The following is a 16,076-nucleotide window of genomic DNA, read 5'->3' on the forward strand; positions in this document are numbered from 1 at the left end:
CGGATGTGGGAAAGGGGGTGGAGCGTCGCCCGGCGGCGACGTCGATGGTTAGATGCCCGTGGAGGGCTTGCAAAATCCGGCCGCCAGAGGAGGAGGTCCGCATGGAGCTGTCGTTGTCGACGTACGACTCCGGCGACCACAAGGTGCTCGAAGTCGGCGGTGAGGTGGACGTCTACACCGCCCCTCGCCTGCGCGAGAAGCTTGTCGAGCTTGTGGAGCAGGGCGCCCGGCACGTGGTGGTCGACCTCAGCCGGGTGGAGTTCCTCGACTCGACGGGGCTCGGCGTGCTCGTCGGCGCGCTCAAGCGGCTCCGCGCGGTCAACGGGACGTTCGGGCTGGTCTGTTCCCATGAGCGGCTGTTGAAGATCTTCCGGATCACCGCGCTCGACCGGGTCTTCCAGCTTTTCGACACCGTGGAGGCCGCGGTCGCCGCGACCGGCGCGGGCACCGACTCCCCGGCGTAGGTCCATGCCGACAGTCCGACTCTCCTTCTCTCCCGCACCGGCGCATGTCCGGACGGCCCGCCTGGTCGGCGTGGCCGTCGCGCGGCGTGCCGGCGTGGCCGAGGAGCTGCTCGAGGAGGTCCGGCTGGCGATCGGCGAGGCGTGCTCGCGGGCCGTCGCGCTGCACCGCTCGCACGGCCTCGACGACCTGGTCGACGTGGCGATGGCCGACGGCGACCGCTTCACCGTGCGCGTCGTGGACCGGGCCGCCAATGGCGCCATGGTGCACCGCGCCCCGCAGGACGAGACCGTCGTGCTGCTCTCCGACCCGGCCCTGCCGCTGACCACCCCGCCGGACCTCCTGGCGGAGGAGGCGGTCGCCGCCCGGATGGGCCTGGCCCTGCTGGCGGGGCTCGTGGACGACCTGAACGTGTCCGAATTAGCCGAGGGTGTCGGCACCGAGGTGCGCATGTCCTGGCCGTTGGAGCGCTCCACCGACTGACATCGTGAGCAAATCGACGGAATGCGATTTGTGTAAAGGTGCAAGTCGGTGTGACCACTGACACGCTGTCCGGCTAGAGTACGGCGATCGTGTATGACGTCGCTGGTCATTGGGTACCTCGGTCGTTCAGCACGGCTCCCTTTGGGGAGATTCGCCGCCGGCCTGACCGCTCGCGGCGCTGTCATGTGTCGTACAGGAGGACAACGAATGTCCGTATCACTCGCCGCAGCCGGCGAGATTTCCCTTTCCGGGAGCAATCTGACCTACATCGTCGTCGCGCTCGTCATTGCCCTGGTGGCGCTCGGCTTTGCGGCCGCGCTGGTCAAGGCCGTGCTGGCGACGGGTCGGGGCACGCCGAAGATGCAGGAGATCGCCGCGGCGGTGCAGGAGGGCGCTAGCGCGTACCTCGTGCGCCAGTTCAAGACCCTCGGCATCTTCGTCGTCATCGCGGTCGTGCTGCTGTTCCTGCTCCCGGTCAACGATGCCGGTGACCACGAGCTTCTCATCAAGATCGGCCGGTCGGCGTTCTTCGTCGTCGGTGCGGTCTTCTCGGCCTTCATCGGTGGCGCCGGCATGGCGCTGGCCACCCGCGCCAACCTGCGCGTCGCGGCGGCGGCCCGAGAGGACGGCGGCCGGGAGAAGGCGATGCAGATCGCGTTCCGCACCGGTGGCGTGGTCGGCTTCCTCACCGTCGGCCTGGGCCTGTTCGGCGCGGCCCTGGTGGTGCTGATCTTCAAGGACCGCGCGCCGATCGTGCTCGAGGGCTTCGGCTTCGGCGCGGCGCTGCTCGCGATGTTCATGCGGGTCGGCGGCGGCATCTTCACCAAGGCCGCGGACGTCGGCGCCGACCTGGTCGGCAAGGTCGAGCAGGGCATCCCCGAGGACGACCCGCGCAACGCGGCGACCATCGCCGACAACGTGGGCGACAACGTCGGCGACTGCGCCGGCATGGCCGCGGACCTGTTCGAGTCCTACGCCGTCACCCTGGTCGCGGCGCTGATCCTGGGCCGGGCCGCCTACGGCGAGCAGGGCCTGGTGTTCCCGCTCATCGTGTCGACCATCGGCGTGATCATCGCGATCGCGGGCGTGGCGCTCACCCGCCTGCGCAAGTCCGACCGCAACGGTCTCGTCGCGATCAACCGGGCGTTCTACCTCTCCGCCATCCTCTCGGCGGTCCTGGTCAGCGCGGCCGCGCTGTTCTACCTGCCGAGCAAGTGGACCGGCCTGACGGGCAGCACCACCGCGCTCGACGCCCTCAAGACCGCCTCGGGCGACGACGCGCCGCCGTTCGGCCCGCACGTCACGGCCATCATCGCCGTCGTCATCGGCATCGCGCTGGCGGCGATCATCCAGGCCCTGACCGGGTACTTCACCGAGACCGAGCGTCGCCCGGTCCGGGACATCGGCAAGAGCGCGCTCACCGGCGCCGCCACGGTCGTACTCGCGGGCGTCAGCGTCGGACTCGAGTCGGCGGTCTACTCGGCCATCGTCATCGGCGCGGGCGTCTTCGGCGCCTTCCTGCTCGGCGGCGGCTCGATCACCCTCTCGCTGTTCGCGGTCGCCATGGCCGGCACCGGCCTGCTCACCACCGTCGGTGTCATCGTCGCCATGGACACCTTCGGCCCGATCAGCGACAACGCGCAGGGCATCGCCGAGATGTCCGGCGACATCGACGAGGCCGGGGCCCGCACCCTGACCGAGCTCGACGCGGTGGGCAACACCACCAAGGCGATCACCAAGGGCATCGCGATCGCGACGGCCGTGCTGGCCGCGACCGCGCTGTTCGGCTCGTACACCGACACCATGAAGACCGCGCTCGCCGACGCCGGCGAGAAGGCCGACGACGCGGCCACCGCGATCCTGCTCAACGTGGCCAACCCGGGCAACCTGGTCGGCCTGCTGATCGGGGCCGCGGTCGTGTTCCTGTTCTCCGGCCTCGCCATCAACGCCGTGGCCCGCTCCGCGGGTGCGGTGGTGTTCGAGGTCCGGCGGCAGTTCCGCGAGTTCCCGGGCATCATGGACGGCACGCAGCGGCCGGAGTACGGCAAGGTCGTCGACATCTGCACCCGCGACGCCCAGCGTGAGCTCATCACGCCGGGTCTGCTCGCGGTCCTGGCGCCCATCGCCGTCGGCTTCGGCCTCGGCGTCGGCCCGCTGGCGGCCTACCTCGCCGGCGCGATCGGCACGGGCACGCTCATGGCGGTCTTCCTGTCCAACTCCGGCGGCGCGTGGGACAACGCGAAGAAGCTGGTCGAGGACGGGGTCCACGGCGGCAAGGGCTCTCCGGCCCATGCCGCGACGGTCATCGGCGACACCGTCGGCGACCCGTTCAAGGACACCGCCGGCCCGGCCATCAACCCGCTGCTCAAGGTGATGAACCTGGTCGCCCTGCTGATCGCCCCCGCCGTGGTCACCATGACCATCGGCAACGGCAACCAGGTCGCCCGGTACGCCATCGCGCTCGGCGCGGTGCTGGTCATCGCCGGTGCGGTGGTGATGAGCAAGCGCAAGTCGTCGACGGTCGACGCCGGCGACGACAACGGTGCCGCCTCGACCGAGGCCGAGCCCGAGAAGGTCACCGCGTAACCGAACCCGCACGACGACGCCCCGGCCGACACACGGCCGGGGCGTTGTGTTTTCTCGAACAGACGATCGGATCTACGCTGGCATTCATGCGCGTCGTCCGCCTCCTTGCCGCCACCCTCGTCGTCCTGGCGATCGGTGCCTGCGGTCAGGACGGGGTGGAGCCGAAGCGGTGGGCGAAGCAGGTCTGCGTCGCGCTGTCTCCGTGGCGGGCCGAGATCGCCGACCTGACGGCCAAGGCCCAGCAGCAGCTCCAGGCGGCCACGACGCCGTCCCAGACCAAGACCAACATCGTCGACCTGCTCTCCGGCGCCGAGGCCTCCAGCGAGCGGGCCCGGGCCGGGGTCAACGGCGCGGGGGTGCCCCGGGTCGACGGCGGGCAGAAGGTCGCCGAGCAGTTCACCGCCTCCCTGGCCAAGGCCCGCGACGCCTACGGCAACGCCAAGCGGACCGTCTCCGGCCTGCCCACCGACAGTGCGAAGACCTTCTACGGCGAGGTCGGCAAGGCGTTCGTGACGCTCAAGGACGACTACGAGCGCAGCGCCATCGACCCGGCCCACGTCGGCCCGGCCGACCTGCAGAAGGCCTTCGACGAGGTGCCCGAGTGCAAATGACGCCGGCCCGCGGCCGGCAGCTGTCGCTCTTCGGGGTGGAGGCGCGCCCACCGGCGCCGCTCGACCTCGAGGGGCTGCTGGCCGGGGCCGGGCAGGTGGGCCGGATGGGCGGCACCGGCCGGGTCTCGATCGTGGTCGACGAGGCCTGGCGCTGCGCGGTGCTGCGGGCCGAGCTGGAGCTGCGCGGGCTGGCGGTGACCTGCGAGCCGACCGGCGAGGGGGACCGGTGGCAGCTGCGCACCTCGTACTCCGCGCTGCTCGCCCCGCTGGCCGCCGCCTGGCTGGACGAGTGGGGGGTGAAGGTGCACCCCCGCACGCTGGGGCTGGACGGCCGCCGGCTGCGCCTGTGGGTGGCCGCGGCGGGCGGCTACGAGGGCCCGCGCTCCTATCTCCTGCGGCTGGCCCCGCGCCCGGTGACGCCGCCGGAGGTCCTGGAGATCGACGAGATCGTCTTCGAAGCCCTCGAACTGGACGAAACGCCTGCTCCGCCGCCCGTCGTCCGCTCGAAGGACGACCGTCCGAACGTCCGCAGGCGCAAGAGCGAGAGCAAAATCACAGCCTTCGATCCCGGCCCGGACGAGTACGCGGACGTCGAGGAGGCCTTCGACGCCGGCGAGTGGGTCGACGACCTGCCCAGCGTCGAGCTGGATCCGGTGACCCCCGAGGCCGCGCCCGCACCCGCGGCCGAGCCGGAGCGCGAGGTCATCGACCGCCAGGTCGCCGACAACTGGATCGCCGTGGGTGACGCGCTGGTGGCCGTCGGGCTGCCCGCGGTGCTCGTCGGGGCCGACTCCGGCGACCCGGCGTACCGCATCGTGGGACCCAGGCGCATCAACCGCCTCGCCGAGCTGGTCGGCGAGGCCCCGGCCGAGGCCCCGGCGGGCGTCTGGCCGGTGTAAACGCGAATCACCCGCAGTAGGGTGATCGAGTCGTTCCGTAGATGTGAATTTGTCCGACGGGCCCCGACAAACCCCCACAAACCAGGCAGTGAACGCGACACGTCGGCAAGATCGGGCAGGTCGCGGTTGTGCATGGGTGTACCGTGGCGCCGATCGGCGTGTCGCAAGCCGAGCGCCGGGCCGCCCCATTGCGCAACTCGGCGCGTGAGTGAGCGTTACGTTTGACGTCTGTCCGTCCGCACCGGGGAGAACTGTGCCGAACTCCGCCAACACAAAGCGGCTGGTGATCGTGGAGTCGCCGGCAAAAGCCAAGACGATCTCGGGCTATCTGGGTCCGAACTACCTCGTCGAGGCGAGCTTCGGCCATGTCCGTGACCTGCCCGTGGGCAAGAAGGACATGCCCGACGCGCTCAAGAGCAAGCCCTGGGCGTACCTCGGCGTGGACATCGACAACGATTTCACCCCGGTCTATATCATCTCGGCCGACCGCCGGAAGCAGATCTCACGGCTGAAGGACCTGCTGAAGCAGGCGAGCGAGGTCTACCTCGCCACAGATGAGGACCGCGAGGGCGAGGCCATCGCCTGGCACCTGCTCGAGACGCTCAAGCCCAAGGTGCCGGTCAAGCGGATGGTCTTCCACGAGATCACCCGCCCCGCCATCCAGGCCGCCGTCGCGAACCCGCGCGAGATCAACCGCTCCCTGGTCGACGCCCAGGAGGCGCGGCGCATCCTGGACCGCCTCTACGGCTACGACGTGTCCACGGTGCTGTGGAAGAAGGTCCAGCGGGGCCTGTCCGCGGGGCGTGTGCAGTCGGTCGCGACCCGGATCGTGGTCGAGCGGGAGCGGCAGCGGATGAAGTTCCGCTCGGCCGAGTACTGGGACATCATCGCCAAGCTGCTGCCCGAGAACGACACGCGCACGTTCAACGCGACGCTCATCGCGCTCGACGGCGACCGCGTGGCCACCGGCCGCGACTTCGACCCCGAGACGGGGCAGGTCAAGCCCGGTGCCGGGGTCATCCACCTCGACGAGACCGGCGCGCGCGGCCTGGCCGCGCGGCTCGAGGGGCGGCCGTTCACGGTCACCCGGGTCGAGGAGAAGCCGTACCGCCGCAAGCCCTACCCGCCGTTCATCACCTCGACGCTGCAGCAGGAGTCGGCCCGCAAGCTGCGGATCTCCTCGGCGCAGACCATGCGCATCGCGCAGCGGCTGTACGAGAACGGCTACATCACCTACATGCGTACCGACTCGGTGAACCTGTCCGAGTCGGCGATCACGGCCGCGCGCCAGCAGATTCACGACCTCTACGGGGCGGCCGCGGTGCCGCCGCAGCCCCGCCGGTACACCGGCAAGGTCAAGAACGCCCAGGAGGCGCACGAGGCGATCCGCCCCGCGGGCGACAGCTTCCGCACGCCCGGCGACGTGGCCCGCGAGCTCAGCGCCGACGAGCTGAAGCTGTACGAGCTCATCTGGCAGCGCACCATCGCCTCGCAGATGAACGACGCGGTCGGCAACTCGACCTCGGTGCGGATCAACGCGGTGACCCCGGCCCAGGAGTCCGTCGACTTCGGCGCCACCGGCAAGACGATCACGGACCCGGGCTTCCTGCGGGCGTACGTCGAGTCCTCCGACGACGAGAATGCCGAGGCCGACGACGCCGAGCGCCGCCTGCCCGTGCTGGCCAAGGGGCAGCGGCTGACCGAACAGGGGCTGACCCCGACCGGCCACACCACCCAGCCGCCGCCGCGGTACACCGAGGCCTCGCTGGTCAAGGCGATGGAGGAGCTCGGCATCGGGCGCCCGTCGACCTACGCGTCGATCATGGAGACGATCAACAACCGCGGGTACGTCTTCAAGCGCGGCCAGGCGCTCATCCCGTCGTTCCTCGCCTTTGCCGTGATCGGCCTGCTCGAGCAGCACTTCCCGCGGCTGGTCGACTACGACTTCACCGCGTCGATGGAGAACGTGCTCGACGAGATCGCCAACGGCGACGGCAGCGCGGTGAACTTCCTGCACCCGTTCTACTTCGGCGGCGACACCGGCGACGAGGGCTCGGTGGCGCGCCAGGGCGGCCTGCAGCGGATGGTCACCGAGCGGCTCGGCGAGATCGACGCGCGCGGCATCAACTCGATCCCGCTGTTCCGCGACGAAGCCGGGCGCGACATCGTGGTCCGGGTCGGCCGCTACGGCCCCTACCTGCAGCGCACGCTCCCGAACCCGCCCGAGGGCGAGGAGGGCGACCGCGCGCCGGTTCCCGACGGCATCGCGCCGGACGAGCTGACGCCCGAGAAGGTCGCCGAGCTCTTCGTCGGCGGCCAGGGGGGCGAGCGCAAGCTCGGCGAGCATCCCGACACGGGCGACCTGATCGTGGTCAAGGCCGGCCGCTACGGGCCTTACGTGGTCAGCGGCGAGAAGACCTCGTCGCTGCTGTCCAGCCAGAGCCCGGAGGAGCTGACCCTGGAGCAGGCCCTGCAGCTGCTCACGCTCCCGCGGGTGGTCGGCAAGGACGCCGAGGGCAACGAGATCACCGCGTCGCCGGGGCGCTACGGGCCCTACATCAAGCGCGGCACCGACACCCGGTCGCTGGAGAACGAGGACCAGCTCTTCACGCTCACGCTGGAGGAGGCGCTGACCCTGCTGGCCGCGCCGAAGACCCGCGGGCGGGCCGCGGCCAAGCCGCCCCTGCGCGAGATGGGCGAGGACCCGGCGACCAAGAAGCCGCTGGTCATCAAGGACGGGCGCTTCGGGCCGTACGTCACCGACGGCGAGTTCAACGCCTCCCTCCGCCGCGGCCAGGCGGTCGACACGCTGACCCTCGACGAGGCGAGCGAGATGCTCGCCGAGAAGCGTGCGAACGGGCCGGCCCCGAAGAAGGCCCGCCCGGCGGCGAAGAAGGCGGCCCCGGAGAAGAAGGCGACCGCGGCCAAGAAGACCACGACCGCGGCGAAGAAGACCACGGCCGCGAAGAAGGCGGCACCGGCGAAGAAGGCGGCCCCGAAGAAGGCCACCTCCTCGCGCAAGAAGGCGGAAGACTAGGGCCTAAGCGCCCAGGACCCGTTCCGTGTAGACGTTCGCGAATACGCGGTTCGGGTCCAGCTTGTCGCGCAGCGCGGTGAAGTCGGCGAAGCGCGGGTAGGCCTGCGCCAGCGACTCCGCCGTGCGGAAGTTCATCTTGCCCCAGTGCGGCCGGCCGCCCAGGGGCGTGGTGACCTCCTCGAAGCGGCGGAAGTACTCCTCGTAGGGCGCGCCCACGTACTGGTGGATGGCGACGTAGGCGTTGTCGCGCCCGTAGCCGTGCGACAGCCAGATGTCGTCGGCCGCCGTGAAGCGCACCTCCACCGGGAACTGGATCTTGTACGGCAGCCCGTCGACGATCTTCCGCAGCCCGTCGAACGCCTCCCGCAGGGCGGCGCGGGGCAGCCCGTACTCCATCTCGACGAACCGGACCCGGCGCGGTGTGCAGAAGACCTCGTGGGAGCTTGCGGTGTACGTGCGCGCCGAGAGCGCTCGCGCGGAGACGCGGCTGACCGTCGGTACCGTCGCCGGAATGGCGCGACCGAGACGGCACGCGGCGCCGAAGACCGTGTTGGAGAGGAAGTCGTCGTCGAGCCACCGGCGCCAGCCCGGCAGCGGCGCGTCCGCGGCCGGCACGGTGTTGTTGCGCTTCATCTGCACGCGGTCGGTGTACGGGAACCAGTAGAACTCGAAGTGCTCGTTGGTGCCGACGTGCTCGTCGAGGCCCGACCAGACGTCGTTCAGGCTCGCCGGGCGCTCGTCGGCCCGCAGCGTGAACGCCGGCACGCAGCGCAGGGTCACGGTGCTGAGCACGCCCAGCGCGCCGATGTTGACCCGCGCCGCGGCGAAGAGGTCCGGGTTCTGCGTCGCCGAGCACGACAGCTCCGCGCCGTCGGCGGTGACCACGGTGAGCGCCTCGATGAACGTGGACAGGCAGCCGTACCCGGCCCCGGTGCCGTGCGTGCCCGTCGACAGCGCGCCCGAGATCGTCTGCGCGTCGATGTCGCCGAGGTTGGGCATCGCCAGCCCGGTGGCGGCCAGGGTGGCGTTGAGCGAGGAAAGCTTCATGCCCGCCTGGACCGTGACGAGATTTCCGTCCACCCGGACGAGGGACGCCATCCGGTCCAGTTCGACCCGGACGCCGTCGGTCAGCGCCGCCGGCGTGAAGCTGTGGCCGCTGCCGACGGCCTTGACTGCAAGCCCCTCCGAAGCCGCCGCGCGGAGGCATTCGCCCAGCTCAGAGGCGCTGGCCGGGTGGGCGACCCGGGCGGGGGTCGCGGTGTGGTTGCCGGCCCAGTTGGACCACGGAGAAGTCACGAAACCTGAGTACCCTTCATGTATGCCCCCCGTCAATCACAAGGGTGAAATGCCCTATCCGTCGATCGTGCCCGGTCGTTGACGTGAGTAGGTTTCAAAGGCGGGCAACTTGGCTATCGGCCAGGCCCGACGAGGTAGAGGGGGCAGACCGGGTGGCGACGCAGACAGTGGCCGGCGCCGGGACGAAGCCGTTGCGCCGGGTTCCGGTGCAGGGGCGCAGCGTGGCGCGGGTCGGGCGGATGCTCGACGCCTGCGCCGAGCTGGTCGACGAGGTGGGGTACGACGGACTCACCACGACGCTCCTGGCGGAACGGGCGGGGGTGGCAATCGGCTCGGTCTACCAGTTCTTCCCGGACAAGCGGGCCATCGTGCAGGCCCTGACACTGCGCAGCCTCGAGGGTTACCTGGAGCGCCTCGGCGCCCGGCTGGCCGACGAGGGCATTGCGCACTGGTGGGACGCGGTGGACGCGGCCATCGACGAGTACATCGACATGCACCGCACCGTGCCGGGCTTCCGCACGCTGCACTTCGGTGACGTCGTGGACATTCACCTGCTCGACGACGAGCGGGACAACAACGACGTCATCGTCTCGCAGCTGTCGGGCCTGCTCATCGAGCGCTTCGGCATCCTCGACGCCAAGCGGCTGCAGTTCGTGCTGGCGATCGCGGTCGAGGCCGCGGACGCGCTCATCAAGCTCGCGTTCCGCCGGTCCACCGACGGCGACCCGGTCGTGCTGGGCGAGGCGAAGGCACTGATCAAGGAGTATCTGCACCACCGGCTCTGATGTTCCACGCGGGCAAGGCGGGCTGTTGAGAATCCCACAACAACTGTCCGCTTTGCCCACTGCGACGCATACTTCTGATCGACCGGTACCGCACCACGAGGACTGGATCGATCGCATGCACAACGCTTTCACCAGCAGAAACATCGGCGTCATCGGCGCCGGACGGGTCGGGGCGGTGCTCGGCGCCGCGCTCGAGCGCGCCGGACACACCGTGGTCGCCGCCGTGGCCGTCTCGGCCGCCTCCAAGTCCCGCGCCCAGGCCCTGCTGCCGCACGCGCGCCTGCTTCCCGCCGACGAGGTGACCGCCGCCGCCGACCTCGTCATCCTGGCGGTCCCCGACGACGCCCTCGCCGCCCTGGTCACCGGCCTCGCCGAGACCGGCGCCCTGCGCCCGGGCCAGATCGTCGCCCACACCTCCGGCGCCCACGGCCTGGCCGTGCTCGCACCTGGAGCGGCGGCCGGCGCGTTCCCGCTCGCGCTGCACCCGGCCATGACCTTCACCGGCACCGAGGCCGACCTCGACCGGCTCGCGGCCGGCATCTCCTTCGGCGTCACCGCCCCCGAGGAGCTGCGCGCGTTCGCCGAGGGGCTGGTCCGTGACCTGCACGGCGTCATCGAGTGGATCGCGGAGGAGCGGCGGCCGCTGTACCACGCCGCGCTCGCCCACGGCGCGAACCACCTCGCCACCCTCGTGGCCGAGGCGATGGACCGGCTGCGCGACGCGGGCGTGCACCAGCCCGAGCGCGTGCTGGCCCCGCTGCTGGGGGCCGCTCTGGACAACACGCTCCGGCTCGGCGACGCCGCGATCACCGGTCCGGTCTCGCGAGGGGACGCCGGCACCGTCCGCAAGCACCTGCGGGCCCTCGATGCCGTCGCTCCGGGTTCGGTACCGCCCTATCTCGCGCTGGCCCGCCGGACCGCCGACCGGGTCATCGCCGCGGGTCGCCTGCGCCCGCAGGACGCCGTGCCACTGCTCGACGTGCTCGCCGACGCCTCTTCGAAGGAGCGGATCGCATGAGGGTCGTCTCCGATCGGGCGTCGCTGCGTGACGCCTCGCTGCCGGGCGACGTCGCCGTCGTGATGACGATGGGCGCCCTGCACGAGGGGCACGCCACGCTCATCCGGCAGGCGCGCGCCGAGGCGAGGTCGGTGCTGCTGACCATCTTCGTGAACCCGCTGCAGTTCGGGCCGAACGAGGACTTCGACCGGTACCCGCGGACCATGGAGGCGGACCTCGAGGTGGCCCGCGCCGAGGGCGTGGACCTGGTCTACGCCCCGACCCGCGAGGTGATGTACCCGCAGGGCGAGCCCGCGGTCCGCGTCGACCCCGGCCCGCTCGGCAACGTCCTGGAGGGCGCGAGCCGGCCGGGCTTCTTCCACGGGGTGCTCACCGTGGTCAACAAGCTGTTCCAGCTCACCCGGCCCGACCGGGCGTACTTCGGCGAGAAGGACTACCAGCAGCTCACGCTGATCCGGGCGATGGCCCGCGACTTCGACCTGCCGATCGAGGTCCGCGGGGTGCCGACCGTGCGCGAGGCCGACGGGCTGGCGCTGTCCAGCCGCAACCGGTACCTGGCGCCGGCCGAGCGGGAGGCCGCGCTGGTGCTGCACCGCGCGCTGGCCGCGACGGCGGCCGCGGGCTCGGTGGAGGCCGGGCTGGCCGAGTTCGCCGCGGTGCCCGAGGTCAAGCTCGACTACCTGGTGCTCACCGACCCGATGCTCGGGCCCGCCCCGGCGCACGGGCCGGCCCGCGCCCTGACCGCCGCCTGGGTGGGCGGCACCCGACTGATCGACAACCTGGGAGCCGAGCTGTGATCCGCACGATGCTGAAGTCCAAGATTCACCGGGCCACCGTCACGCAGGCCGATCTGCACTATGTCGGATCCGTGACAGTGGACGAGGATCTGATGGACGCGGCGGATCTGCTCGCGGGCGAGCAGGTCGCGATCGTGGACGTCACGAACGGGGCGCGGCTGGAGACGTACGTCATCGCGGGCCCGCGCGGCTCGGGCGTCATCGGCATCAACGGCGCCGCGGCGCACCTCGTGCACCCGGGTGATCTGGTCATCCTGATCTCGTACGCCCAACTCGACGACGCGACGGCCCGCACCTACCGGCCGCGGATCGTCCACGTCGATGCCGACAACCGCGTGCTCGAGCTCGGCCAGGACCCGGCCGACGCCGTGCCCGGAATGGCGGGTTCTCCCGTCCGGGGGGATCTCGTCCGCTCTTGACAGCGTTTATCGACCTGTTGCCAACCCCGTCTAAGGTTGGGCAGACTGCCGTGGCATCTGCCGAAGCCCGGGGGAGGGACAGACGAGGATGGCGCGCAAGCTGATCGCGGCGCTGGTGCCGGTGATGGCCCTGGCCGTGTTGGCGGGCTGCGGCACGCCGGCCGGCACCGACAAGGACCTTACCGACGACTGGGCGATGCTGGCTGCGCCCAAGATCCCGCCGCCGCCGTCCGGGGCGTGCTACTCGACGTCCGTCGACTTCTTCGCCACCGACACGACGACGCAGTTCTCCTTCAAGCCGGTGGACTCGTGCTCGTCCTCGCACGCGAGCGAGACCTTCTACGTCGGCGACCTCACCGGCACCGCCGCGAGCGGCACGACCCCGCCGAAGGGCGAGGCGCTCAAGGACGGCTGGGCCAAGTGCAACACCGAGGCCGAGAAGTTCCTCGGCGGCGACTTCCACGACGGCCGCCTCGAGCTCATCGTGCTGGTCCCGTCCTCGACCCAGTGGTCCGCGGGCGCGCGCTACCTGCGCTGCGACCTGGCCGAGGTGGTGAGCGACGGCGACAAGCCGGTCTCGCGCTCGGGCAGCCTCAAGGGCACCCTGAGCGGGGACAAGCCGCTGGCGCTGACGTGCGCCATGGAGGTGTACGACACCGACGGCAAGACGTGGCTGGACTACACGCCGGCCTCGTGCACGGCGACGCACAACATGGAGTACGTCGGCACGTACACCTCGACCGACCGCCCCTTCCCGTCGAACTCGGACGAGCGCAAGACCGCGATGCGCCCGGGCTGCGAGGCCCTGGGCGCGAAGTACCTCGGCATGTCGGCGTCGCAGCTGACCAACCACCAGCAGGTCGGCATCGGCTTCTGGATGGTCGACGAGGAGAGCTGGAACCGGGGCAACCGCTCGGCCCGCTGCTACGCGATGCTCTTCGACAAGAAGACGGTCACGAAGTCCATCAAGAACCTCGGTAGCGGCACGCTCTGACGCTGCGGCGACACCGCTTTCGACGCCCCGGGCCGGCTCCGCCGCCCGGGGCGTCGCTTTTCGCCCGTGCGAGCTGGACAGTTACCGGTGGGTAACGCAGACTGCTTCCTCATGAAGCGGGTCGCCCTCATTGTCGTGGTTGTGGCGCTCATCGGTGGCGGGCTCTACTGGATGTACGAGCGCGGGCAAGGGCGGGACATCCCCGGCTCGCCGCCGGCCGCGGCGCCCAAGGCCGGGACCTGCTACAAGGTTGACGCCAACGGGGCCAAGGCCGCGCTGCCCTGGGACGGGGCGCCCGTCGACTGCGCCGGCATGCACACCGTCGAACTGTTCCACGTCGGGCAGGTTGGCAAGGACCTGCTCCACCGCCTCGATGATGCCAAGGGCGACGACGTCAAGGTCACCCAGGCGCTGCTGTACGCCCAGGCGCGGCGCGCCTGTCTCGTCGAGGGGCCGCTGTTCCTCTCCGGCGGCTGGCACGAGGCGCGCCTGCAGATCGTGGCGGCGTGGATCAAGCCCGCGACCGACGGGTTCTTCGGGTGTGGGCTGGCCGAGGTGACCGGGCCGACCGGGGACGAGTTCGCGCCGCGCTCCGGCTCGCTCAAGGGGGCCCTCGCCCAGGATTCGGCGCTCGCCATCGCCTGCATCAAAAAGGACCAGAACCAGTTGTCGTACGTCCAGTGCTCCGACCCGCACGACGGCGAGTACTCGGGCGTCTACACCATCACGCCGCCCGAGGCCCCGTTCGACGAGGCGGCCGTCCAGTCGGCCACGGCCAAGGGGTGCACGTCGGTGGGCCTGGGCTACCTCGGTCTCCCGGCCGACGGGGGCCGTGCCGACCTCAGCGCCGGCTCCGTCGGGCCGAAGACGGCGAACGAGTGGCTCGGCAGCGACCAGGCGTTCACCTGCTACCTGATGAGCGCCAAGCCCCTGAAGTCGTCGGTGCACAATCTCGGCTCCGCACCGCTCCCGCTGGCCTGAACGGGGCGTTACGGGAGGGCGACGGACATCACCACCCGCCGAACGGGTGCGTGATGTTGACTGTAGTGATGACAGCAGGCATGAACGGGCCGACCGTCCCGCGCCGCCTCGCGGGGCCACCGCCCGGCTGGGCGGAGCCGACCGACGTTGTCGTCATCGGGTCCGGGGTCGCGGGGCTGACCGCCGCGCTGCACCTGCGCGAGGCGGGGCTCCACGTCACCGTCGTCACCAAGGTCAACATCGATGACGGGTCGACCCGGTGGGCGCAGGGCGGGATCGCGGCGGTGCTCGATCCGCTCGACACGCCCGAGGCGCACGCGCAGGACACGCTCGTGGCCGGGGTCGGGCTGTGCGACCCGGAGGCCGTGGACGTGCTGGTGCGGGAGGGGCCGACCCGGGTCCGCGAGCTGATCCGCTGGGGCGCCGAGTTCGACCGTAACAACGACGGCTCGCTCATGCTGACCCGCGAGGGCGGGCACCACGCCAACCGGATCATCCACGCCGGCGGGGACGCCACCGGGGCCGAGGTGCAGCGGGCGCTGCACGCGGCGGTACACCGGGACCCCTGGATCCGGCTCATCGAGCACGCGCTCGTGCTCGACCTGCTCACCGACGCGAGCGGGCGGGCCGCCGGCGTGACCCTGCACGTGCTCGGCGAGGGCGCGGAGGACGGCGTCGGCGCGGTCCACGCGCGCGCGGTCGTGCTCGCCACCGGCGGCATGGGCCAGATCTTCGCCGCCACCACCAACCCGATCGTCTCCACCGGCGACGGCGTCGCGCTCGCGCTGCGGGCCGGGGCGCGGGTCACCGACCTGGAGTTCGTGCAGTTCCACCCGACCGCGCTGGCGCTGGGCAACCGTGACTCGCAGCAGCCGCTGGTCAGCGAGGCGCTGCGGGGCGAGGGCGCCTACCTGCGTGACGGCGACGGCAACCGCTTCATGGTCGGCCGGCACGACCTCGCCGAGCTGGCCCCGCGCGACGTGGTCGCCAAGGGCATCTACCGGGTCATGCGGGCCGAGGGCACGAACAACGTCTGGCTCGACGCCCGCCACCTGGGCCGCGAGTTCCTCGAGGCGCGCTTCCCCACCATCGTCGCCTCCTGCCGCGCCGCCGGCGTCGACCCCGCCGCCGACCTGATCCCGGTCTCGCCCGCGGCCCACTACGCCTCCGGCGGGGTGCGCACGGACCTGCGCGGCCGCACCTCGATCCCCGGCCTGTACGCGTGCGGCGAGGTCGCCTGCACCGGCGTGCACGGCGCCAACCGCCTGGCGTCCAACTCGCTGCTGGAGGGGCTGGTCTTCTCCCGCCGCATCGCCGAGGACATCGCGCGCGACCTGCCCGAGCAGGCCGACCCGGTCGTGGTGGACCGCCCCGCCTGGTCCGCCGACCCCGCCATCCGCCCGCACCTGCAGGCCGCGATGTCCGCGCACGCCTCGGTGCTGCGCAGCGGCGACTCGCTGGAGCAGGCCGCGCAGGCGCTCACGAAGCTCTCGCTCGACCGGGCCGCCGCGAACGTGGCCGCCTGGGAGGCGAGCAACCTGCTGACCGTCGCCAGTGCCCTGGTCGCGGCCGCAACGCAGCGGCAGGAGACCCGCGGCTGCCACTGGCGCGAGGACTTTCCCGACGCCAGCGACGTGTACCGGGGGCACTTCCTCGCCGCCCTCGACGACGCCGGCGCCCTCACGGAAACCTGGGAGGACGCGTGAAC

General features: G+C 71.3%; 14 protein-coding genes. 13 read left to right on the top strand and 1 reads right to left on the bottom strand.

Translation table 11 applies throughout. The features are described from left to right. Positions 1–101 precede the first annotated feature (101 nt). The 6 genes from ACPPVO_RS01145 (at position 102) to topA (ending at position 8,078) form a co-directional block, all read left to right on the top strand. The gene (locus ACPPVO_RS01145) at positions 102–464 is read left to right on the top strand and encodes an STAS domain-containing protein (RefSeq protein ID WP_426509296.1); all 363 of its coding nucleotides are present in this window, start codon (positions 102–104) and stop codon (positions 462–464) included. A 4-nt stretch (positions 465–468) separates the two neighbouring features. Continuing rightward, the gene (locus tag ACPPVO_RS01150) at positions 469–945 is read left to right on the top strand and encodes an ATP-binding protein (protein ID WP_426509298.1); all 477 of its coding nucleotides are present in this window, start codon (positions 469–471) and stop codon (positions 943–945) included. A 207-nt stretch (positions 946–1,152) separates the two neighbouring features. Continuing rightward, positions 1,153–3,531, top strand: coding sequence for a sodium-translocating pyrophosphatase (locus ACPPVO_RS01155; RefSeq protein ID WP_426509300.1), 2,379 nt, complete (start codon positions 1,153–1,155; stop codon positions 3,529–3,531). 86 nt (positions 3,532–3,617) lie between these two features. Further along, positions 3,618–4,142 (top strand): hypothetical protein, encoded by a 525-nt coding sequence (locus ACPPVO_RS01160; protein ID WP_426509302.1) that lies wholly within the window; start codon positions 3,618–3,620, stop codon positions 4,140–4,142. After that, entirely contained in the window at positions 4,139–5,041 is a 903-nt protein-coding gene (locus tag ACPPVO_RS01165; protein WP_426509304.1) for a hypothetical protein, read from the top strand. The genes ACPPVO_RS01160 and ACPPVO_RS01165 overlap by 4 nt, the downstream gene beginning before the upstream one ends. Before the next feature lie 253 nt (positions 5,042–5,294). Further along, entirely contained in the window at positions 5,295–8,078 is a 2,784-nt protein-coding gene (topA, locus tag ACPPVO_RS01170; protein ID WP_426509306.1) for a type I DNA topoisomerase, read from the top strand. Positions 8,079–8,081: 3 nt separating this feature from the next. Here topA and ACPPVO_RS01175 read toward each other — a convergent pair whose 3' ends face one another. Then, entirely contained in the window at positions 8,082–9,374 is a 1,293-nt protein-coding gene (locus ACPPVO_RS01175) for a D-arabinono-1,4-lactone oxidase (RefSeq protein WP_426509307.1), read from the bottom strand. A gap of 239 nt (positions 9,375–9,613) precedes the next feature. On the opposite strand from ACPPVO_RS01175, the gene ACPPVO_RS01180 reads away from it, so the two are divergent. The 7 genes from ACPPVO_RS01180 to ACPPVO_RS01210 all read left to right on the top strand — a co-directional run bounded on the left by ACPPVO_RS01180 (position 9,614) and on the right by ACPPVO_RS01210 (position 16,074). Further along, on the top strand, positions 9,614–10,159 hold the full coding sequence (locus ACPPVO_RS01180) for a TetR/AcrR family transcriptional regulator (RefSeq protein ID WP_426514494.1): 546 nt from the start codon (positions 9,614–9,616) through the stop codon (positions 10,157–10,159). 115 nt (positions 10,160–10,274) lie between these two features. Further along, entirely contained in the window at positions 10,275–11,177 is a 903-nt protein-coding gene (locus ACPPVO_RS01185; RefSeq protein ID WP_426509308.1) for a Rossmann-like and DUF2520 domain-containing protein, read from the top strand. Beyond that, entirely contained in the window at positions 11,174–11,974 is an 801-nt protein-coding gene (panC, locus tag ACPPVO_RS01190; protein WP_426509310.1) for a pantoate--beta-alanine ligase, read from the top strand. The genes ACPPVO_RS01185 and panC overlap by 4 nt, the downstream gene beginning before the upstream one ends. Beyond that, positions 11,971–12,393, top strand: coding sequence for an aspartate 1-decarboxylase (gene panD, locus ACPPVO_RS01195; protein WP_426509312.1), 423 nt, complete (start codon positions 11,971–11,973; stop codon positions 12,391–12,393). The genes panC and panD overlap by 4 nt, the downstream gene beginning before the upstream one ends. Positions 12,394–12,481: 88 nt before the next feature. Next, positions 12,482–13,387 (top strand): septum formation family protein, encoded by a 906-nt coding sequence (locus tag ACPPVO_RS01200; RefSeq protein ID WP_426509314.1) that lies wholly within the window; start codon positions 12,482–12,484, stop codon positions 13,385–13,387. Between the two features lie 111 nt (positions 13,388–13,498). After that, a complete protein-coding gene (locus ACPPVO_RS01205; RefSeq protein WP_426509316.1) occupies positions 13,499–14,368 on the top strand; it encodes a septum formation family protein in 870 nt (289 codons plus the stop codon). A gap of 80 nt (positions 14,369–14,448) precedes the next feature. Next, positions 14,449–16,074, top strand: coding sequence for an L-aspartate oxidase (locus ACPPVO_RS01210; protein WP_426509317.1), 1,626 nt, complete (start codon positions 14,449–14,451; stop codon positions 16,072–16,074). Positions 16,075–16,076: the final 2 nt, after the last annotated feature.

Source organism: Dactylosporangium sp. McL0621 (assembly GCF_049995355.1).
Lineage (GTDB): Bacteria > Actinomycetota > Actinomycetes > Mycobacteriales > Micromonosporaceae > Dactylosporangium.